This is a genomic window from Verminephrobacter aporrectodeae subsp. tuberculatae At4 (assembly GCF_000193225.1).
Lineage (GTDB): Bacteria > Pseudomonadota > Gammaproteobacteria > Burkholderiales > Burkholderiaceae_C > Acidovorax > Acidovorax aporrectodeae.
This window is the reverse complement of record NZ_AFAL01000955.1, coordinates 1-21187: the sequence shown is the minus strand read 5'-3', so window position 1 is coordinate 21187 and position 21187 is coordinate 1. Positions and strand designations below refer to the sequence as shown.

Sequence of the window (21187 nt, the reverse complement as noted above, 5' to 3'; positions counted from 1 at the left end):
GTCGATGCGAATGGCGCACAGCGCAATGGGTAACTAAAATGGCGCAAACTCTGCACTCGTGTCGCAACATCTTAGATGCTGATGTTGGTGCTTCCGGGCAGCCGGATGTCTCGGATACCCAGCGTGCCGGAAGCATCGTGGAAACCGATCTTGGGGTGCGACTGCGAATGGCCGTGACTTTGATGCTAGCAAGTCAGGTGGTAATGTTGGGGAGCATCTTTTCAACTTATCTAATACCTTGGCCTGTTGCTGGACTGATCAGCTTGGGGTTGTATGTGGCGCTTTGGTATGCCGAGGCGCGCGCCGGCATCATGTCACCCATTACTCGGCTGATGACGGTGCTCTATGCCTTGATTCTGGGTGCGCGGTGGGCGGGCATTGATCCGGCGCAGCTCGCGCACGCGCCTTCGCTGATCTATACTTTGTTGGCTTTGCTCACATTGGGCCTGCTGGCTGCAGGCCAGCCTTTTGTGGTGCTTTACTCCTCTGATGTGGGCTTTCGTCCCCTGCAGTGGGCTTTGTCGGCTATGTGGGGGGGGGTGCATTTGTTGTCGGCGTTAGCGGCCTGGCTGCTGTTGCCTGATGTGAGCTTCATGCTGGTTCCGATGGCGCTGATGTTGCTCGGCTCGGCCGGAACCATTTGCATGAGTTTTTTCACCATGGGTAAGCGCTTTGACCGGCAGCATGCATTCGAGATAAATGGTTTTAGCTTCTGCCAGGTCAAGAGCGCGGTAGACCGCGAGCGCTTCTACAAGGTGGTGGCCGAGGCTTACAGGACCGATTTGCAGCGCGTGCTGGGCGCGCGCAAGCGGCTAGATGTGGAGACCATCACGCATGAGCAGGTCGTCTCGGATGGCAAACGCGACAGCGCCATCGTGCGATTCTTGGCATTCGAAGGTGAACGGCCTGTGGGTGCCATCTGCGTCTATCTCGATCACGCGGTGGAAGGCCTTCCAATAGAGGATGAGTCCGGCTTGGATCTGGCGGATTATCGCCGTAACTGTCGAATTGCCGAAATTGGGAAACTGGCCATCGTCAGAAGTCATCGCTTGAATCAGAGCTTGCTTAAAGGACTGTTCAAGTGCGCGGTTGAGGTGGCGGCGCAGCACTATATCGGCGTGATCTTCAACGATTCTTTTGCGTTTCAGCAAAGACTCTACGAGAAGATCGGATTCTCACCGCTGTCTGACGTAGTATACACCGCCCAAGACAGTGGCTCAACTGGCTTCGGCGTGACTCTCATGCCGATGATTTTGGATCTGGAAAGGATGGTTGCGCTGGATGCCAGCACAACCACTAGCGCCGAAATGCGCGACCAGCTCAATGCCTACGTCATGGAGCGCTACTTCAAGCGCATCACCCTCAAGCATTTTCTGAGTCCGCGGCGGCCCCGGCTTCAGCAGGCTCAGGCCATGGAGTGGACTGCATGACACCGACTCGGAGCTTGGTGCGCAAACTGTTGCTGGTATCTATTTTTTTGGCTTGTTACTGACGGCTTATGGTCAGATGCGTTTGTCGGCCACGCCCGTGCCGCCGACAGAGCCGCCCGATGTTGCCAGATTGGCGGCCGTTTGGGCCGAAGAAAAATCCTTGGGTTACAACGGCGACGCACAGGCTCTGGGGATGGCTGCCTTTCAGATCGCTGCGCGCACCCATCTGCCCGAATGGGCCGGTGAGGCCTTGCGCCAAAGCGAGATCGCGCTTGAGAAGAACGCCCAAAGCCCTCTGGTGTTGGCTTATCTAGGCGCAACGCACGCTATCGTGGCGCGTGATTTTCCTGTGGCGCCTGCGCTGCAGGTTTTTCTTGGGCCGGGTTTTGTGCGGCTCTATCACGTCTGGCGTTCATTGATCTATCTGGATGCGGCTGTTGCCTCCGCACCGCTGGATCCAGTGGTGCGCTTGGTGCGAGCCTCGACCATGCTGGGCCTGCCCAAGCTGTTTGGTCAGCATGACAAGGGACTAGCGGATTTGCGCCTGATTCAAAGCTGGATGGCCCATCCGCAAGACGCTTATGCAGGCATGCTGGCGGACGCTAGCTTCCAGCGGGAGGTGTTGGCAGTCGCAGTTTTGGCCCTTCCCGAAAAAGACAAGACTCCTTCAGAACCCCCTCGAAAGCCGTGAGATGAACTCCCCCTTGTTGACCACCGAAATGAGTGACGAATTGGAGCGCAGGATCGCTGTGACCGGTATGGGTATGGTGGGCTCGTTTGGTGTGGGCATAGACGCGCTATGGCAAACCTTGGAAGACGGCGGCGTCACTTTTGCTCCATGCTCGCGATACACCACCGATCTGCCCAGTGCGGAGGCGCATGCACCCGACTTGCGGCGCCTGTTGCGTACAGCGACAGCGGCGCGTGCACCACTGGTGTCTCAGTTTGCGCTGGCCGCGACCCATTTCGCCTTGCTGCAGGCCGGAATCAAGCTTGGTAAGCAAATAGCCAACGAACAAATCGCGTTGGTCTACGGCACATCCAATGGACCTGGCGCGGCCACGCAGGAAATTTACGAAGACCTTTTGAACGCAGGTCCTGCCGCAGTCAAGCCTCGCGTTTTTCAGGAATCGGTTTTCAATGCTCCGGCCAGCTTGTCCAGCATTCAGTTTGGCATTAAGGGGCCCATCATCGTGCTGCCGGCTGGCCTAGCGGCGGGTGCCCACGTGCTGTTGCAAGCGCAAATCCTTTTGGCGCAAGAAGATGTGCATGCCGTCATCGCATTGTGTGCGGATGAATTGTGCGAAGGCCTGCAGTCCGGCGCCCGCATGGTGCGCTATCACAGTGGTCCCCTAACCAATACCTCCTGCGGCGCCCATCCTTATGACCTGCGCAATCAAGGTCCGGTGACGTCTGAAGGTGCCTGTGCTCTGGTACTCGAGCGTGCTGATCGCGCCACCGCCCGCGGCACTGAAATTTTGGCCGAATTGGCCGGTGTGGCGTGCGGCAACGACGCCTATCGTCTGGCGCACAACGCGCCCGATGGGAGAGGATTGAGCGCCGCCATACATGCTTGCTTGCAAGACGCTGAGGCAAGCGCTTCCGATGTGGGCGCGGTGATCTCGGGCGCCGTCACCCGGGCCGACGAAACCGTGGAACAGGCCGCGCTACTTAGCGTTTTTGCGGGCGAGCCGCCACCGGTTTCGAGTGTCAAGGGCGGCATTGGCGTGGCCATGGGCGCATCGGCTTTGCTTGATGCGGCGCTGTCTGTTGAAAGTCTGCGCCGCCGAACCATCCCACCCACTCCGCGCCATGAAGTGCCGACACAAGGATTGACGCTCGACATCGTTACGCAGTCGCGTGTCGTTCCGCAACTCGACGCCGTACTCAGTACCAGCATCGGCATTAACGGCCTCTACGGGGCCGCATTGTTCAGAAGGATGGTTTGAAATGCGAATCACTTTTTTATTTCCGGGACAAGGGTCCCAATGCGCCGGCATGGGGCGGGCACTCATTGAGCAGCAGTCCGTGGCGCGGGCCGTTATCGAAGCTGCTGCCGACGCTTGCGGTTTACCGCTGCTGGACTATTGCCTCAAAACGTCCGATGCGGCATTGCGCGCCACGGAGCGCGCTCAGCCCGCCTTGTTTGCGCTGGGTCTTGCGATTGCTACTGCCTTGCGTGAGCAAGGTGTTCCTGCGCCAGCGGTATATGGCGGGCACAGCTTGGGCCACTTCACTGCGTTGGCAGCATCTGGTGCACTCAGCCCGCACGATACGGCACGGTTGGTCGCCGCGCGTAGTCAATTGATGGCCAAGGCTGGGGCACGCTGTGCAGGCGGCATGACGGTGGCTCTAGATACGCCCAACGATGCGTTGGATGCTGCGCTGCTTGAATCGGGCTTGCGCATCTGGCGTGCCAATGACAACTTGCCGGGTCAAACGGTGCTCTCGGGTGCCGCAGAAGATCTGCCCACCGCTGAGGCCTTGATCGCCGCCTGTGGCGGACGCTTCAAGCGCCTGAACGTCTCTGGCGCTTTTCATTCCCCTTTGCTGGACGAAGAGGCTGCGCAGTTTGCTGAATTGGTCAATGCGCTGCCATTTGCCACACCCCATGCCGCCGTGGTTCGCAACCGCGACGGAGAGCTTATGTACGACGCCGCCACTCTGCGCGCTGATTTGCGCAGCCACATGACTGCCCCGGTGCGTTGGGTCGCTGTGATGGATAACCTGCGCAGGCAGGGACTCGTTGGCGGTATCGAATGCGGGCCTGGCAAAGTGCTCAAGGGACTGATGCTTCAGTATGTGCCTGGGCTGCCTGTTTTCGAAAGTGAAAATCCGCGCGCCTTTTCGCGGGCACTTGACATGGTGCGCCCATCGGGCAAATCAAGAGACATCGAGGAGGTTTTGGCATGATTCCTCGCATTGCTTCACGTCGCGCGCTAATTACCGGCATTGGCACAGTCAATGCAATCGCCTGCAGCCAGAGTGAGTTTATTGATGCATTGCGCAAACGCAGCAGCGGCCTGCGGCCTATTGCCAGTTTTGACGCTCGGGGCATGCGCTGCAGCAATGCCTGCGAAGCTGTGGCTTTTGACGCAGATGCGGTCGCCGCGCGCCGAGGAGGTAAGCGCATGGAGCGCAGCTCGGCGCTGGTCTTGTCCGCCTTTGACGAGGCGCTAAAGATGTCCGGCCTTGACCCAGCCATTGTGACGCCGCAGCGCGGAGCGGTTGCTTTTGGCACCACCTTGGGCGGTTCGCGCGTGGTTTTTGATTTTTACCGCAGCGCTACGCGTCATCAGCGCCGTCGCCCAAGTTTGCTGCGCGACTACAGTCTTCATGCGCCGGGTTATCGGATCTGCATTGAAACCGGCTTCATGGGCGCCAATCTTGTGTACTCCACGGCCTGCACTTCATCTAATCTGGCAGTAGCCATGGCGCTGGAATTGATCCTCAGTAATCAGGCCGATGTGGTGGTGGCGGGTGGATTCGACACAATGTCTCAGGTGACCTGTGCAGGCTTTGGGGTGATGCGCAATGTGTCCCCCGATTTGTGCCGTCCTTTTGATCGCAATCGACAAGGGTTGGTTTTGGGTGAAGGCGCTGCTGTGATGGTGATTGAAGCCGAAGACTTTGCCGCCCGCCGCGGCGCCCAGGCGCTGGCGGTCGTTATGGGCTATGGCATTACCTCGGACGCGCACCACATGACTGCACCGGACGTGACAGCCGCCAGCCCCGCCGCATGCATGAATAAAGCGCTACACATGGGCAGGGTCGCTCCTGCAGAGGTGGACTTGATCTTTGCACATGGCACGGGCACCCAGCACAACGATGCGATCGAAGCCAAGGCCCTGCACATTGTTCTGGGCGAGGCTGCCAAGAGCATTCCGTGTGTATCCATCAAGTCTGCGGTAGGACACACGTTGGGGGCAGCCGGCACCATGAATATCGCTGCGGCGCTGGCGGCTAGAGCGGGTCAATATATTCCCGCCACATTGAACTTTCAGGAGCCGGATGAAGCCTACGCTCTGAACTGCTCTGCCGAGGTACGCTCGGCCAAGCCCAGCGTAGTTCTCTCAAACGCATTGGGCTTTGGCGGTGCTAATTGCTCCTTACTGCTTGGATTGAAATGACAATGAACGTGCCAGTTTTCGATATACACGCCGTTTTGAAGCGGCTGCCGCACCGCTACCCTTTCTTGATGGTTGACCGGATTGTGGAAGTCGGCCCCGACTTTGCGGTGGGATTGAAAAACGTCACGGTGAACGAGTCTTGCTTTCAAGGACATTTTCCAGGTCATCCCGTCATGCCTGGTGCCTTGATTACCGAGGCCTTGTTGCAAACATCGGCCTTTATCGGTGCGCAACCATCGGGCACATCGGAGCCGCGCAAGCAGTTTTTATGTGCTGGGTTTGCCATGAAGTTCGCGCAGTTGGTGACACCGGGTGATCAATTGCGCTTGGAAGTGCGTCTGATGCGCAGTTTGGCCGAAATGACCAAGGCTTCGGCCATCGCGCGTATTATCGGTGGTGGTGTTGCGGCTAGCGGGGATTTAACCCTGGTGGCACTCAGTCAAACGGAGAGCGGTAAATGATTCAATGGCGTTATTTGCAAGTTGCGGTTTTGGCCGCTTGTGCTTTGTGCACACCACTGGCCTGGGGGGCGGACCCGGTACCACAGGCACAGACCGAGCAAGCGCTCTGGTCGCAGGCCCTTGCCTTGCACAATCAGGCGCGCGATGGCAAAGCCGGCAGTGCGGAAAAGGCTGCCGGTCTCTTCAAGGCATTGGCGGAAAAAGAACCTAGCAACGCGCTGGCCGTTGTTTATCTGGGCAGCAGCTACACGCTTATGGCGCGCGATGCCACTGTGCTGGTAGACAAAGTGCGCTACACCAACCGCGGCATACGCTACCTGGATAACGCCTTGGAGCATGGTGCCGATAACTTTACGGTGCGTGTCGTTCGCGCCAATGTCAATTTGAGTCTGCCGGAAATGTTTAAGCGCGCCGATGCGGCACGTGCCGATATCCAGAAGCTGGATCAGTTGTACAAGGTCGCTCCTTTGCGCGAGAACGCTGCGCTGATGGCTCCGCTGTACACCGCGTTGGCCAAATCCCTGGGCGGTGCGCCGGAATGGGAGGCCAAGGCACGGGCGGCCGAACTGGTTGCGGCGCAAAAACAATGAAAGCCATACCAGTGAAAAAGAAGGGGCACCGGGCATGATCGAATTGCGCGATGTGGTGAAATCCTACCCAGCAGGGGAGGAGCGGCTGACCGTGTTGAATGGAGTGAATCTGCTTCTCAAACCAGGCGACTTTGCCACTATTGCCGGGCCCTCCGGAAGCGGCAAAAGCACGCTACTGCATTTGATTGGCGCATTGGATAAGCCCGATCGCGGCTGCGTGCTGTTCGACGGCTCCGATGTGGCCTACCTGAATGACCGCGCGGCAGCGCAATTGCGCAACCGGAGTGTTGGGTTCATTTTTCAGTCCTTCCATCTGATACCTGTTATTAGTGCGCTGGAAAACGTGGCTTATCCGATGGTGCTGGCGGGCGTTCCGGCTGCGCAGCGGCGTGAACGCGCACAGGTGTTGCTGGACAAGGTGGGGCTGACGAAGTTCGCACATGCCAGGCCGGGCAAACTCTCCGGCGGGCAGCGCCAGCGTGTTGCCATTGCCCGCTCACTGGCTTGCAGTCCGCGCCTAGTGTTGGCCGACGAGCCCACTGCCAACTTGGATCACAACACCGCGATCGGCATTATGGATTTGCTACTGCAATTGAATCAGTCGGAGCAGATCACTTTTCTCTTTTCCACCCATGATTCAACCGTCATGTCTTATGCTAAGCGCAGTCTGCGTTTGCGCGAAGGCCTGATCGTGGAAGATCCGCAAGGACAGCCGCATGTTTGATTTGCTTTCCATTGCTGCGCGCAATATTTTGCGCAACCGACGGCGCAGCTTGCTGACGCTGATGTCCATTGTGGTTGGCTTTGTTGCTCTGACCAGTTTCGGTGGCTTCATCGAGTTTTCTTTCCATGGCCTGCGCGAAAGCACGATCCGCACGCAGCTGGGACATATGCAGATTTACAAGGAGGGCTTTTGGGATGGGCATGTCTCAAATCCCAAGCAGTTCTATTTGCAGCAACCTGAAAACATCGAAAAGGCCATAAGCGCCATTGATGGGGTAGAGACGGTGACCCGCCGCTTGGGGTTTTCCGGCTTGGCAACCGTGGGAGGCGCGTCGGTCAACGTCAGCGTGACTGGTGTAGACTCAGCGAGGGAAGAAGGTTTTGCTGATTTTGAAACTTTGATTGACGGACGTCAGTTGGAACCTGGTGACAAAAATGCCGGCGTGATCGGCGAGGAGCTACGCAAAGGCTTGCAAGCCAAGGTGGGCGATTGGGCGACGGTGATGACGACCTCTGTCGATGGGGTTATCAATGCAGTCGATTTCCAAGTGGTTGGCGTTATTCAGACCGGCTCTAAAGAATACGACAGTGTTTTCGTGAAGGTTCCCATTGAACTGACGCAGCGTGCCCTACAGACCCAGGATGTGGAGCGCGTGATTGTTCTGCTCAAGGACACGGACCGGTTGCCCGAGTTGTCGAAGAAAATCCAGCAAGCGCTCGATGGCTTACACAGACCTTTTGAGACGCGGCTGTGGAGAGATTTGGCAGGTTTCTACAGCGGCGTGGTGTCGCTTTACACCGGAATCTTTAATGTTTTCTCGGTGCTCATTGGCATTGTGGTGATGTTCTCTGTGGCCAACACCATGACAATGGCCGTTATGGAGCGCACACCTGAAATCGGTGCTCTGCGCGCCATCGGCGCTCCACGCGCGCACATCGTGTCCATGTTCTTGTTGGAGGGCGTTGGCATAGGCCTGCTGGGTGGCATTTTGGGATGTTTTGCGGCCTATGGTGCCGTAGCGCTGGTACAGCTTGCAGGCGGTATTTCTATTCCGCCGCCGCCGGGCATGTCCAACGGCTACCAAGCCTTCCTGTATTTGACCCCGGCCGTTCTGCTGCAGGCATTTCTGGTCACCATGGCCGCCAGTATTTTGTCGTCGATCTATCCAGTCGTGCTGGCTGCACGCATGAACATCGTCGAGGCTTTGCAGCACGCTTGATGGATGATTGAAATGAAAAATTCACGCAAACACCTACGCGCACATATTGCGAATTTTGTCTCGGTCTTTTTAGTATTTGCGCTGGGCTTTGTTGCCGCGCTTCCTGAAAGCGTACAGGCGCAGCCTCATGATACCTTGTTAGCGGCGGTGGACGCTGTGCGCGCACCTGGCCCCAATTTCGGCTTTGAAATCGATGTGACGGTGCCGGACGGCAACAAATTCAGCATGAACGTGCTGGTGAAGGATCAATCCAAGAGTTTGGTTCGCTACGTTAAACCTGTCACGGCCGAGGGGCGCGCACTGCTTTTTGTAGAGCGCAACATGTGGGTGTACGTTCCGGGCACGCAACGCAGTCTGCGCATCTCGCCACAACAGCAGGTTCTGGGCGGCTTGGCCAGTGCTGACATCGCCCGTGTGGTTTTTTCTCTGGACTACACGCTGGATAAAGTCATTGTGCAACCGGACGGACGCCGTCTGTTGACTCTGACCGGGGTTGAGGGGGCTGCTTCCTATGCCCGCATCGATCTGCTGATCGAGGGGAAAACACCCAACCCGCTGTCGGCTGTGTTCTATTCTGCGAGTGAGCGCAAAGTGAAAACGGCCTATTTCGAGGCCTACTCAGAAGTTCTTGGTCGCCAGCGTCCAACTGTGTTCCGTGTTGTCAACCACATTGATGGCGACCGCGAAACTTTAATGCGCTATTCAAACTTCGTCCTGAAAACAACGCCAGACGGATGGTTTCAGCCTGCGCAGCTGAAGCGCTTGCAATGATTCTGTATGCAGGGGTCGCGGCGGGAGAGTTTTAATGATGCGCCGATCTGTCTGGCAACTGGCCGTGTTGGCTACGTTGCATGCCGCATGCCTGAGTTTCTCGTGGCAAGTCCAGGGTGCGGAGGTGGAGTGGCAAATACGCCAGCTTGCCGATGTGCGTCTGACACACCAAAATCTGTACGGAACTGATCTCGTACCCGTGATCGATTGGTTGGGCGTGCGCAGCGATGATGCGGCCTATCTGCATCGGTTCAACCTGTCTGCTTCTACCGTAGACGTGCGAATTACAGGGCAAGCTCGCCTGCAACTGAGCAGTGCTAGCGAAGACAAGCCAAAAGCCTATCTTGACACCATCTCGGCAGAGCTGACGCTGGATAGCACTAGCTTTGTATTTGCTGGGCGGCGGCATTTTGTGCAAGGTACCTCGTACGGAATTAATCCCGCTGATGTGTTTTTCGATCCCCTGACGCAAGACCGCAGTCTCAACGAAACTCGCAGGCGGCAGGAAACACTCGGCGTGGATGCCGTTGGGGTTGAGGTGTTGGCCTCTAATCGTTTGACGCTGTCTGGCTTTGTTGCGCCGGCAGGAAACGGTTTGAACGCAGGTCAAAGCACACGGGCTGGCATCTCTGCCGCACTACTGGCGCCGGATTCGAACATGGATCTGAGCGCATTGGCATTTTGGGATGCCCGCCCCGGATTGGCAGTGTCGCTCAGCACCACTCGCGGGGAGGCCTGGGTGGTGTACGCCGACACGGCCTTGCGGCGAAACCGCAGTTTGGTGGCGCCTCGACCGCTTGATGGGGTGGATGCGGGGGCGTTCATATCCAATGACATCAACGATGGGCGCTGGTATTTCGCAGGGACTGTCGGTGCCGGGCTGACGTTGGCATCTGGGGCCAGCTTCAACCTAGAATATTCGCGCAAAAGCGATGGCTATAGTGCGGGCGAATGGAGTGAAATGGTGCGACTGATAGGTGCCAGTGCTCAGGAATGGCGTGTCGGCCCAGTGCCTGAGCGTGGCCAAGGTCGCTTGCTAACCCTCAACGGCATGCTTCGTGCCGAAACTCTGCGTCGCAATTACCTCTTTGGCCGTGCCGCCTTTCCACAGGTGGCATTTTTCGGCGAAGCTTCGCTTGAGTTGTCTATGCTGCATGGCTTGGATGACCGCAGTGGTGTGTTGTCCATACGGGTCGAAAAGGTGCTTCAGTCTGGTACCACATGGGGTATCTACAGTTCGCAACCTTATGGTGGGCACAGAAGCGAATTTGGTTTACGTGGCATGGGACTAAAAGTGGTGGCTTATGTCACACACAGCTTCTGAAATACCGTGCTCCAACGGCTCCTCGTCGTTTCGTGTGGAAACCAACATGCACAATAGCCGCTGGTAGTGGATGCTGGAAGACAGGTCGCCGTGGGCTTGTCCGCAGGTCCACCAGGTTGGTGTTGAACATGGGAGTGTCTGATGAGTGTTGAACTGGAAGCGCTGTTTACCAATGCGCTGGGTCTGCAAGCGCCGTGGGTTGTCGAGAACGTCAAGCTCAACACCACCGACCGCCGGATCAATTTCGAGATTGGCTGCCACGGCGCTGGCCTGGCGTGCCCGGCCTGTGGTGCTGCCGCACAGCCCATTCATGACCGGCTGCTCCGCTCTTGGCGTCATCTGGACTTCTTCCAGTTCGAGACTTGGCTGCATTGCGAGGTGCCGCGCATCGCGTGCAGTGACTGTGGCAAGACCACGCAGATGCTGGTGCCCTGGGCCCGTCCAGGCTCGGGTTTCACGGTGGCCTTTGAAGCATTCGCCTTGGCCCTGTGTCGCGACTTGCCGGTGAGCCAGGCGGCGGCATTGGGGTTCGGGAGCAATGGAACAGGGAAGTCAGTTAAGCCTTCACCAGTGTCGGTCGGCGCCCTCCATGCGGGCCTCGCTCTCCGAGAAGCAGTGCCGGTCGTCCGCGCCGCTGGCGATGTCGGTCAGCAGTTCGTTCACAGCTTCATCCAGTTCTTCGTCGGTGTCGTAGGGCACTTTCAATTCATACTCGCCGTTTGGTCGTCGCTTGGCCTCGTATTGGTCAAGGTAAAAGTTCTCGACGTGCTCAATCGTGCGTTTTTTGCCGCGCACGAACTTGCTGTTGTTTTCGATGCGCAGCGTCACCAAAATCGTGGCAACCTTTGGCGGATCGTCGTTGCCGCTCTGGGTGCTCGGTACGCTTGGCGGTTTCTGTGCGGAATTCTTGTACGGACCGATCTCGACCCCGCGATGCCGCAGGTAGCTGTACAGCGTGCTCTTGGACAGGTGCAGCTTCTGCGCGATGGCGGCGACCGACAGTTTCCGCTCACGGTACAAGGTCTCGGCCGCCAGCGCTGTCGCGTCGGCTTGCGGCGACAGGCCCTTGGGTCGCCCGCCGACCCGGCCACGTGCCCGCGCGGCCGTCAACCCGGCCTGAGTGCGCTCACGGATCAGTTCGCGCTCGAACTCGGCCAACGTGGCAAACAGGTTGAACACGAACCGTCCCTGCGCGCTGGTGGTGTCGATCGGGTCATTCAGGCTGAGCAGCCCGACCTTGCGCTCCATCAGGTTGCCGACCAGTTCGACCAAGTGCTTGAGCGAGCGGCCCATGCGGTCGAGTTTCCAGATCACCAGCACGTCGCCCGCACGCAACTGGCCCAGCAGTTCGTCGAGCGCCGGGCGTGCGGTCTTCGCGCCACTCGCCACGTCCTGATAGATGCGCTCGCAGCCGGCCGCCTTGAGGGCATCCACCTGCAAGGCCGGGTTCTGGTCGCGCGTTGAGACGCGCGCGTAGCCGATTTTCATCCGAAAATTCCGTTTTACTCGTTGAGTTAAGATAATATCGAACTTTGATTTAGTGAACCATTATTACAGACTGCTTGTGGTCCTGTGGACAGGTCGTGCCGATTGCTGCGCTAAAGTTCATATAAACGATCGTTTTATCGAACCATTGCAAGCGTCGTGGATATGACGTATAAACACCTATGTGTGTAAGCATTCAAACGGAGGACATCATGAGCACCGTGCGCTGGAACCTTGCCGTGTCGTCAGACACGGATCAGTCCGTCCGCATGTTCCTTGCGTCGCAAGGCGGCGGACGCAAGGGCGACCTGTCGCGTTTCATCGAGCAGGCGGTACGCACCTACATCTTCGAGCGTGCGGTTGAGGAGGCCAAGGCGGCGAACGCCAACGTGAGCGAGGCCGACTTGACCGCCATCGTGAACGAAGCCGTGCAATGGGCGCGTGAGCACTGATGCGGGTCGTCCTGGACACCAACGTGCTGCTCAGTGCGCTGCTGTCGCCGCACGGCTGGCCGGACACCATCTATCGCGCGTGGCAGAAGGATCGCTTCGACCTGGTGACGTCAGCCGCGCAAATCGACGAACTGCGCCGCGCGAGCCGCTACGCGAAGTTCAAGGACGTACTCCAGCCGTACCGCGTCGGCACGATGGTCAACAACATGCGTCGATCGATCATGCTGGACGCGCTGCCAGCTCTGCCGGAGGGCATTGAGGTCAACGATCCGAACGATACCTTCCTGCTGACGATGGCACTCGAGGGTGAGGCTGATTACCTGGTGACTGGCGACCATCGCGCCGGCCTGCTGCAACGCGGCAACCACGGGCGCACACGCATCGTCACGCCGGCCACCTTCTGCGCCAAGGCGCTGTGACGCCATGCCGGTCAGCTTCCTGTCCACCACGCAACGGGAACGCTACGGCCGCTATCCAGAGGTGCTTTCCAGTGAAGAACTGGCGCGCCACTTCCACCTGGACGACGATGACTGCGAGTGGATTGCTACCAAGCGGGGCGCGACAGCAACCGCCTCGGTTATGCGCTGCAACTGACTACGGTGCGGTTTCTCGGCACCTTTCTCGAAGACCCGACCGCCGTGCCAAGCACGGTGCTGCACACGCTTTCGTCCCAGTTGGGCGTCGCCGACTATTCCGCTTGTGTCATTGACTACCGAACAACGCGACAACGCTGGCAGCACACGGCCGAAATTCGCACCCGCTACGGCTACCGCGAGTTTGCCGACAGCGGCGTTCAATTCCGGCTTGGCCGCTGGCTGTGCGCGCTATGCTGGACGGGCACCGACCGCCCCAGTGCGCTGTTCGACTACGCCAACGGCTGGCTGGTCGGCCACAAGGTGCTGCTGCCAGGTGTCACGGTGCTAGAACGCTTCATCGCCGAGATACGCTCGCGCATGGAGTCGCGCCTGTGGCGTCTGCTCATGCGTGGTGTGACGGCCGAACAGCAGCAACGCCTCGATGACCTGCTCAAGCCTGCCGAAGGCAGCCGACAGTCCTGGCTGGATCGGTTGCGCAAGGGGCCGGTGCGCGTCAGCGCTCCGGCGCTCGTGATGGCCCTGCTGCGCATCGAAACCGTGCGCGGCCTGGGCATCAAGCTGCCCGGCACCCATGTGCCGCCGAGCCGCATCGCAGCGCTGGCCCGCTTCGCGAGCACGGTCAAGGTGTCCGCTGTGGCCAGGCTGCCGCAGGCGCGGCGCATCGCCACGCTGGTGGCCTTCGTGCATTGTCTGGAAGCCAGTGCGCAGGACGATGCCCTCGATGTGCTCGACCTGCTGCTGCGCGAGCTGTTCACCAAGGCCGAGAAGGAAGACCGCAAAGTCAGGCAGCGCACCCTCAAGGATCTGGATCGGGCCGCCTCAACGCTGGCCGAGGCGTGCCGGATGTTGCTCGATCCTGGCCTGCCGGACGGCGAGCTGCGCGAGCGCGTCTACACCACCATCGGCCGCGATGAACTGGCCCAGGCCCTCAACGAAGTGCGCGGATTGGTGCGTCCGCCCAACGACGTGTTCTACACCGAGCTGGAAGCCAGGAAGGGCACCGTGACACGCTTCCTGCCGGCGCTGCTGCGCGTCATCCGCTTCGACGCCAACCCCGCCGCGCGGCCCTTGGCGCAGGCATTGGAATGGCTGCATGAGAAGCCAGACCACGATCCGCCAATCGAAATTGTTGGCAAGGCATGGCAACACCATGTCGTGCAGGAGGATGGCCGGATCAATGCCACGGCCTATTCCTTCTGTGTGCTCGACAAGCTGCGCAGCGCAATCCGCCGCCGCGATGTGTTCGTCAGCCCGAGCTGGCGTTACGCCGATCCGCGCGTGGGCCTGCTGGCCGGGGCCGAGTGGGAGGCAGCGCGGCCCATCATCTGTCGCTCGCTTGGCCTGACGGCGCAACCTGAAGCAACGCTGGCTGCGCTGACGCACGAGTTGGATGAGACCTACCGGCGTGTCGCCGCGCGCTTGCCAGAGAACGATGCGGTGCGCTTCGAGACGGTCGGCGATAAGGCCGAACTGGTGCTCAGCCCCTTAGAAGCGCTGGAAGAACCGCCTTCTCTGATCGCACTGCGCAACGAGATCAAGGCGCGCATGCCGCGTGTCGATCTGCCAGAAATCCTGCTGGAAGTCGCCGGGCGCACCGGCTGCATGGCGGCATTTACGCACCTGACCGAGCGCACAGCACGCGCGGCTGATCTGACCACCAGCCTGTGCGCGGTGCTGATGGCCGAAGCCTGCAACACCGGCCCGGAGCCGTTGGTGCGGCCGGATACCCCGGCGCTCAAGCGCGACCGGCTGATGTGGGTCGATCAGAACTACGTGCGCGACGACACGCTGATTGCCTGCAATGTCGTGCTGGTGGCGGCGCAGAACCGCATCGCACTGGCACGCGCCTGGGGTGGCGGTGACGTGGCCTCGGCCGATGGCATGCGCTTCGTGGTGCCGGTGCGCACGATCCACGCTGCGCCAAACCCCAAATACTTCAATCGCGGGCGCGGCGTCACCTGGTACAACCTGCTGTCCGATCAGCGCACCGGGCTGAACGCGATCACCGTGCCCGGCACGTTGCGCGACAGCCTGGTTTTGCTGGCCGTCGTGCTGGAGCAGCAGACCGAGTTGCAGCCGACGCAGATCATGACCGACACCGGTGCGTACAGCGATTTGGTGTTTGGTCTGTTCCGCCTGTCCAACTATCGCTTTTGCCCGCGCCTGGCCGATGTAGGCGGCACACGCTTCTGGCGTGTCGATCCCAACGCCGACTATGGTGACCTCAACGTGCTCGCGCGGCAGCGCGTGAACCTCGACCGCATCACTCCGCACTGGGACGATGTGCTGCGCTTGGTCGGCTCGCTCAAACTCGGCCTGGTGCCGGCAATGGGCATCATGCGCACCTTGCAGGTCGATGAACGACCGACCAGCCTGGCGCAGGCCATCGCCGAGATCGGCCGCATCGACAAGACCATCCACACGCTGAACTTCATCGACGACGAGGCTCGCCGCCGCGCCACGCTGCTGCAACTAAATCTCGGCGAAGGCCGCCACAGCCTGGCGCGCGAGGTCTTCCACGGCAAGCGCGGCGAGCTGTTCCAACGCTATCGCGAAGGACAGGAAGACCAGTTAAGCGCGCTCGGCCTGGTCGTGAACATGATCGTGTTGTGGAACACGCTGTACATGGACGCGGTGCTGACGCAGTTGCGCAGCGAGGGCTACCCGGTGAAGCCCGAAGACGAAGCGCGACTGTCACCGTTCGGCCATGAGCACATCAACATGCTCGGGCGCTACTCATTCTCAGTGCCGGAAGCCGTCGCGCGCGGCGAGCTTCGGACGCTCAACGGCGGCCGCGAAGAATCGTAGGCAGGTTCACGTTGGAACTCAAAAGCCTTAACTGACTTTCCTGTTCCATTGCTCCCCGAACCCCAGGAGCGCCCCGGTCGAGAATATGATAAGATAACGTAAAACGTAATTACGATACGAAATTTTCATTCTTCGGGCTGATACCGAAGCCAAACAACGCTCTATCAGAGAGAGAGCGCCAAAATTCACTGAAAGGAGTAATGACATGGGACGCATCGCTGCACACACACAAGAACAGGTTTTCGAGGCTGCCGACAAGCTGGCGGTCGAATGCCAGGAAGTCACGCCTACCGCCTTGCGAGAGGTTTTGGGTCGGGGCAGTTTTTCCACCTTGGGGAAACACATTGAAGCTTGGCTGCGGATGCGGCAGGCCGCGCCTACTCCCGTGATCCTTGAAATGCCCGAAATCGTCAAGGTTGCTTTTGCGCAGTGCTGGCAGGCCGCCGCCGCCGAGGCGGGCAAGGAGATCGCTGCCATCCGCGAGAAGGCTGATGCCGAAATCAAGGGCACCAAACGCCGCTTGGATGAAGCCTTATCCGAGGTAGAACGACTGGAAGAGGAAGCTAACGCCGACGCGGCAAGGATGGAAACCACCAATAGCGAACTTGCGGCGACCCAGGCCGCTGCGACCGGCACGGCTGCCCGTGAGGCGGCTTTGTTGGCGACCGTTGAACAGATGCGGCAGCAGGTCGATGCACAGCAAATCGAGCTTGCGCGTGTCCACGGCGAGGCTGAGGCTGTGCGCAACCAACATACCGCCGAAGCGGCACGCCTAGCGGACCAACTCAAAGACCAGAAGACCCGTTGCGTGGACTTGGAGGCTGGCTTGACGGCTACCCGCAAGGGGGAGCGTGAGGCCGCTGCACAGCTTGGCCGCGCTCAGGGTGAACTTGATGCACTACGTGCCCAGGTCGCCAGCTTGAATGACATCGTTCGTAGCTTGGCTGCGCAGGACGATAAAAAAGGCAAGAAGGTGCAATTGTGATCGACTTTTTTGAATAGATCGGTTCATGGTCATGCCCGCTTCGAGGATGGTGTACTTTATGCTATAGTATGAAATGGTGTCTAAATGGCTACAGACTGATAGGATAATCTAATGATTACAGAGCAAGAGCAGATTGAGCGTCGCGCTGTGGTGAAAAATTCCCTTGCTAGCCAACGCATTGAAGGATTGGAACCGGATGCCAAGGTCATGGAGGACGCTGAAAAGTGGACACGTGGCGAAATGACCATCGATGCCATTATTTCCGACTACAAAGCGCGGATGCGGTATGAAGTACGAAGGAAATAATGGTGACCCGTATCTGGACAAGGATACAGGCGTACTTCGCAATCTCCTCAGTATCAGGGATCAAGCTGAACTCGATGAGGCCGAATCTAATTTGTCTTTTGTGCAATCTCTTAAATTGCGTGAGCAACCAGTTAAAGGGAATTTCGATCTTGCACATCTGCAAGAAATCCATCAGAGATTGTTTTCCGACGTGTACGATTGGGCCGGAAAAATACGCCAAGTCGAAATCGAGAAGGGAGGTGTGATCTTTGCCCGTCAAATGGTGATTGAGAGCGCGGCCAAGCAAGTCTTCGGGCCGCTCTCCAAGGAACGACATTTACATGGACTAGATGCAGATGTTTTCAGCGAACGTGCAGGGCACTATCTTGGAGAAATAAATGTTCTGCATCCGTTCCGCGAGGGGAATGGTCGTGCACAACGTGAATTCATTGGTCAACTGGCCCAAGCAGCCGGCCATAAGATCGATTGGAGCGGAATCAGTAAGGAAGACATGATCCAAGCGTCCCTCAAAGCCTACCGTGGTGATTCAAGTGGCTTGGCTGGCCTTATTCGTGCAGGAATGGCCGACCGATCGGTTCTTTTGAAAAATACTCTGAATTTGGCCGCCGCCAAGTCATTCCGCGATGATCCGCTGGAGGACGCGATAAGAAAAAATCCGGACTTGGCCGGCAGCTTCGCCAAGCTCGCCGCCATTGAGCGGAAAGTCGAAGTGGACGGTCTGAGCGAGCAGCAGCGTCGAGTCGTAATGAGGCGCGTGAGCGAAACGCTGGCTGCAAACATTGAGAGTGGCCTGCGTCCCGAGCAGACCATCAAGGAGGATCGGATACAGGAGCGGAGCATCGACCGTGACGTGTCCGAGAGGTGACACAAGCATTTCGCGGGCGCGAAATGCTGCTATGCAGTACGACCCAACTCGAACCGCAGTGACTCGCCAGCTTAAGGGGATGGGGTGCGGCCTGTACGAGGTTGGCGTACGTCACGTCGATCGCGGCATGCTTAACCGTGAATGGGGTGGGGCCGATATCATGAAAGCGCTTGATTGGCTCAAGCGCGAGAACTTCACTGGTTGCGACATCTACGTTCGACCTGCGCGCTCCGTGTCTAGCAGGCTCATCCTTGTGGATGATCTGAACATGGGTGCTCTGGCCCGGCTTCAGGTTGGTCCCTACCACGCTGCCGTCACGGTGCAGACCAGTCCGAGCAACTATCAAGCGTGGGTCAAGCTTGACGATGACATGTCGGCCGATGTGCGCCGCGAGGTCGCCCGCCACCTTGCGCGCGAGTATGGCGGTGATCCGAACAGCGCCGATTCGGCACACTATGGCCGCTTGGCCGGCTTCACCAACCGTAAGCCCGAGCACATCGACGCGGCGAGTCGCTCGCCCTTCGTTCTGCTGGATAGCTACAACGGCCGGCCAGCCAGCGGTGCGGCCGAACTGGTTCAGATCGCGCGAGCCGTCATCGAGCGCGAGCAGAAGCAGATCCGCAGCGTGGCCGCTCACGTTCAGATGGAAGCTCGCAGTCTGCCCCAGGCGACAACCAAGACACCGCAGACGGCCCAGGAACTGGCCGCGTGGTATCGCAGCCTATGGCATAGTCTAAAAATACAGTTCGGCGACGAATTCGACGCGAGCCGGGCCGACTGGGTAGCCGCTGTTGCGATGTTCCGCACGGGCTATGACTTCCAGGACGTGGCCGACGTTATCGCGCAGCACAGCCCAGGTATCGACAGCCGCAAGGGCGCGGCTGTGACCGACTATGTGACCAGGACGGCTGGCAAGGCCGAAATCTGGCACGAGCTGAAATCGCAGGGCGCAAACTACGTTGACGTGGCCGACGCGCTGCTGTCGCTCGCCCAAGATCGGGCGGACAATCGCAGAATGGGCCGTAATGGAAGATTTGAGAGAGAGTGAGTTTTTCAATGCATGTTCAGGCGAGTCGGATCTGTTTGCTGCGAGGCCGCATTTTTCCCCACAGCGCAGAGAGGATGTCGCGGAACATGTTTGAGAGCAATGGTTGGTTCTTGCGCGAATGCGAGTCACACAGGCGAGCACTGAAGCTAGAGATTGACTAAGAGAAATCTTAGAGATATAATTAACCTATCGATTTTTAATGTGGGAGTATATTTTGATTCCTATCGACAAGGAGAGGCTTCAGGAAGCCATTAAACAAACGGATGCAATTTTTGCTCTTGAAGGCTTTGAGCCTACTGAGCAAATACGGGCCACTGATGCTGCCGTTTTAGCAGGGCGTGTAACTTTTTCCCAAGTGGCCGATGAAGTTCGTGATTACGCCATGAAAAATAAAACTCTCGATGGCTTCATAGAATCCAGACCGTGGATCTGATTCTTTGACATAATGGCTAATTCGTACACTGATGCAAACGGTGTTTATCACAACAAACTAAAGCACTTGATAATAATATGCAATGTTGATACTATCGTCTTGTGCTGGAATATGTAGATTTACATCATTCGCAGCTTGGTTTCATGCATAACCTAAGGAGAGACACCATGGAGCAGTGGACAGAGGAAGATGCAATTGCCTACGAATGCGCTTGCGATGCCATAAGCGATTTGATGTCGATTAAAACTCGCCAGATTGCGGATGAATCCCGCAAGTCTCATCCCGACCCTGTGCGGTTGGAGAGTTTGCGCACCGAGCGTTCACGGCTCGCCAGGGAGCGCAAGGGCCTGTACGTCAACGATCATGCTCAGGTGGCTCGCATCCGTTCTGAATATGGAAAAATCGTGCGTAATTGGCGGTTTGGTAATTTGGCGGTTTCATAGTGTATGGCGCTGAATCAAGACCAATATCAGATCAGTGAAGCACGGCATCAAGAAATATTCGAGAATAGCATAAAGCCAGATATTTTCTCAGACGTGAAACCATCCGATCAACCCGTGGCCGTCATCTTTGGTGGTCAGCCGGGATCCGGAAAAAGCGCCACCGTCAAGGTGGCTGTGCGTGAGTTAGCTCCGCGTGGTGGGGTGGTTTTGGTCGATGCTGATGATCTGCGCAGTTATCACCCGGACCATGATTTTCTGATGGCGAGCGATGACAAGACGGCTGCTTTTTACACCCAACGCGATGCCGGTCGATGGGTCGAAAAGGCCATTGCCGAAGCCAAAGTGCAGCGGGTCAATCTCATCATCGATGGCACTATGCGCGACGGCAATGGGGTTGCCTCGACGATGGGTAATCTGCTGGCAGCAGGTTATGAAATAGATGCTCGCGTCTTGGCGGTGAATTCTCGCTTGAGCGAGCAAGGTATTTTGTTGCGATACGAGGGCCAGAAGTCTGACCGGGGCGCTGGGCGCATGACGCCGCGCGAAGTCCACCAAGCGGCCTATGACGGGATGCTTGTCACACTTGAGCGGATCGAGCGTGACAAGTTGGCCGATCGATTGACGATTTACCGACGTGGTGCCGAAGTGCTCTATTCCAATGAACTTCAAGCCGGACAGTGGACGCGAGAGCCGCAGGCCCGCGCTGTTGTGGAGGCAGAGCGCAATCGGGCCATGACCATGCAAGAGCGCCGCAACTACGCCAAGGGTTTCGATAAGCTGGCCGAACAACTGGCACGGCCAGAGCGCCAGGCCAGCGCGGAGGAAATTCGAGAGATAGACGGATTGCGTCGCCAAGCGAGAGCAGAACTTGCTGCCGAAGTCTTCCGTCAGAAGTCGCCCGAAAAAGCGGTGCAGCAGCATCCGGAACTTGCCCCGGCCTATGGCTATATGCGTGCCAGAGAGGCGAAGGCCGAAGCGGATGGCTTGAACGAGCGGCAGAGATCCATTGTCATGGCGCGGGTGCGTGACAACGTGGCCGAAAGGATCGAGCGCGGAGACGTGCCGAGCGTGCAGAGTAAGGTCGAACAGCAGCGCGACCTGGAACGGTGAGCGTCGG

Annotated in this window: 21 protein-coding genes and 2 pseudogenes; 22 read left to right on the top strand and 1 reads right to left on the bottom strand. The window is 58.4% G+C overall.

Annotated elements, in window-relative coordinates; all coding sequences use genetic code 11:
- Window positions 1–38 precede the first annotated feature (38 nt).
- The 12 genes and pseudogenes from VTU_RS0122840 to VTU_RS32120 all read left to right on the top strand — a co-directional run.
- Window positions 39–1430 (top strand): N-acyl amino acid synthase FeeM domain-containing protein, encoded by a 1392-nt coding sequence (locus VTU_RS0122840; protein ID WP_138928019.1) that lies wholly within the window; start codon window positions 39–41, stop codon window positions 1428–1430.
- Between the two features lie 52 nt (window positions 1431–1482).
- Window positions 1483–2121, top strand: coding sequence for a hypothetical protein (locus VTU_RS33270; RefSeq protein WP_138928018.1), 639 nt, complete (start codon window positions 1483–1485; stop codon window positions 2119–2121).
- A gap of 1 nt (window position 2122) precedes the next feature.
- Window positions 2123–3379 (top strand): beta-ketoacyl-[acyl-carrier-protein] synthase family protein, encoded by a 1257-nt coding sequence (locus VTU_RS0122830; RefSeq protein ID WP_010109684.1) that lies wholly within the window; start codon window positions 2123–2125, stop codon window positions 3377–3379.
- Between the two features lies 1 nt (window position 3380).
- Window positions 3381–4343, top strand: coding sequence for an ACP S-malonyltransferase (locus VTU_RS32125; protein WP_081479928.1), 963 nt, complete (start codon window positions 3381–3383; stop codon window positions 4341–4343).
- Window positions 4340–5560: a beta-ketoacyl-[acyl-carrier-protein] synthase family protein gene (locus VTU_RS30035; RefSeq protein WP_081479927.1), complete on the top strand. Its 1221-nt coding sequence runs from the start codon at window positions 4340–4342 to the stop codon at window positions 5558–5560. Before VTU_RS32125 ends, VTU_RS30035 begins: the two co-directional genes overlap by 4 nt.
- Window positions 5561–5562: 2 nt before the next feature.
- Entirely contained in the window at window positions 5563–6021 is a 459-nt protein-coding gene (gene fabZ / locus VTU_RS0122815; RefSeq protein ID WP_010109681.1) for a 3-hydroxyacyl-ACP dehydratase FabZ, read from the top strand.
- Window positions 6018–6611 carry a hypothetical protein gene (locus tag VTU_RS0122810; protein WP_138928017.1) on the top strand — a complete coding sequence of 198 codons (594 nt, stop codon included), beginning with the start codon at window positions 6018–6020 and terminating at the stop codon, window positions 6609–6611. Before fabZ ends, VTU_RS0122810 begins: the two co-directional genes overlap by 4 nt.
- A 34-nt stretch (window positions 6612–6645) precedes the next feature.
- Window positions 6646–7335, top strand: coding sequence for an ABC transporter ATP-binding protein (locus VTU_RS0122805; protein WP_010109677.1), 690 nt, complete (start codon window positions 6646–6648; stop codon window positions 7333–7335).
- Entirely contained in the window at window positions 7328–8554 is a 1227-nt protein-coding gene (locus VTU_RS0122800) for an ABC transporter permease (protein ID WP_010109674.1), read from the top strand. Before VTU_RS0122805 ends, VTU_RS0122800 begins: the two co-directional genes overlap by 8 nt.
- Window positions 8555–8557: 3 nt before the next feature.
- A complete protein-coding gene (locus VTU_RS0122795) occupies window positions 8558–9325 on the top strand; it encodes an outer membrane lipoprotein-sorting protein (RefSeq protein ID WP_081479926.1) in 768 nt (255 codons plus the stop codon).
- A gap of 34 nt (window positions 9326–9359) precedes the next feature.
- The gene (locus VTU_RS33265) at window positions 9360–10649 is read left to right on the top strand and encodes a hypothetical protein (RefSeq protein ID WP_138928016.1); all 1290 of its coding nucleotides are present in this window, start codon (window positions 9360–9362) and stop codon (window positions 10647–10649) included.
- A 141-nt stretch (window positions 10650–10790) separates the two neighbouring features.
- Window positions 10791–11168 (top strand): annotated as a pseudogene (locus tag VTU_RS32120) (transposase family protein); the annotation flags it as partial.
- A 45-nt stretch (window positions 11169–11213) separates the two neighbouring features.
- Here the strand turns inward: VTU_RS32120 and VTU_RS0122785 are convergent.
- On the bottom strand, window positions 11214–12137 hold the full coding sequence (locus VTU_RS0122785) for a recombinase family protein (protein WP_010109666.1): 924 nt from the start codon (window positions 12135–12137) through the stop codon (window positions 11214–11216).
- Between the two features lie 209 nt (window positions 12138–12346).
- On the opposite strand from VTU_RS0122785, the gene VTU_RS0122780 reads away from it, so the two are divergent.
- From VTU_RS0122780 to VTU_RS32100, 10 genes and pseudogenes are all read left to right on the top strand, one after another.
- Window positions 12347–12586 (top strand): ribbon-helix-helix domain-containing protein, encoded by a 240-nt coding sequence (locus tag VTU_RS0122780; RefSeq protein WP_010109664.1) that lies wholly within the window; start codon window positions 12347–12349, stop codon window positions 12584–12586.
- A complete protein-coding gene (locus VTU_RS0122775) occupies window positions 12586–13005 on the top strand; it encodes a putative toxin-antitoxin system toxin component, PIN family (protein ID WP_010109662.1) in 420 nt (139 codons plus the stop codon). The genes VTU_RS0122780 and VTU_RS0122775 overlap by 1 nt, the downstream gene beginning before the upstream one ends.
- 4 nt (window positions 13006–13009) lie before the next feature.
- Window positions 13010–15990, top strand: a pseudogene (locus tag VTU_RS30025) (Tn3 family transposase).
- Between the two features lie 205 nt (window positions 15991–16195).
- Entirely contained in the window at window positions 16196–16975 is a 780-nt protein-coding gene (locus VTU_RS30020; protein WP_010109658.1) for a DNA-binding protein, read from the top strand.
- A 111-nt stretch (window positions 16976–17086) separates the two neighbouring features.
- Window positions 17087–17281 carry an antitoxin VbhA family protein gene (locus VTU_RS32115; RefSeq protein ID WP_081479925.1) on the top strand — a complete coding sequence of 65 codons (195 nt, stop codon included), beginning with the start codon at window positions 17087–17089 and terminating at the stop codon, window positions 17279–17281.
- Window positions 17262–18146 (top strand): Fic/DOC family protein, encoded by an 885-nt coding sequence (locus VTU_RS32110; RefSeq protein ID WP_081479924.1) that lies wholly within the window; start codon window positions 17262–17264, stop codon window positions 18144–18146. Before VTU_RS32115 ends, VTU_RS32110 begins: the two co-directional genes overlap by 20 nt.
- 127 nt (window positions 18147–18273) lie before the next feature.
- Window positions 18274–19194: a DNA-primase RepB domain-containing protein gene (locus VTU_RS30015; RefSeq protein ID WP_169315438.1), complete on the top strand. Its 921-nt coding sequence runs from the start codon at window positions 18274–18276 to the stop codon at window positions 19192–19194.
- 214 nt (window positions 19195–19408) lie between these two features.
- Window positions 19409–19627 carry an antitoxin VbhA family protein gene (locus VTU_RS32105; RefSeq protein WP_201766176.1) on the top strand — a complete coding sequence of 73 codons (219 nt, stop codon included), beginning with the start codon at window positions 19409–19411 and terminating at the stop codon, window positions 19625–19627.
- 167 nt (window positions 19628–19794) lie between these two features.
- Entirely contained in the window at window positions 19795–20070 is a 276-nt protein-coding gene (locus VTU_RS33260; protein ID WP_138928015.1) for a hypothetical protein, read from the top strand.
- A 3-nt stretch (window positions 20071–20073) separates the two neighbouring features.
- Window positions 20074–21180, top strand: a complete 1107-nt coding sequence (locus VTU_RS32100; RefSeq protein ID WP_081479922.1) for a zeta toxin family protein — start codon at window positions 20074–20076, stop codon at window positions 21178–21180.
- The last annotated feature ends 7 nt before the right edge of the window (window positions 21181–21187 follow it).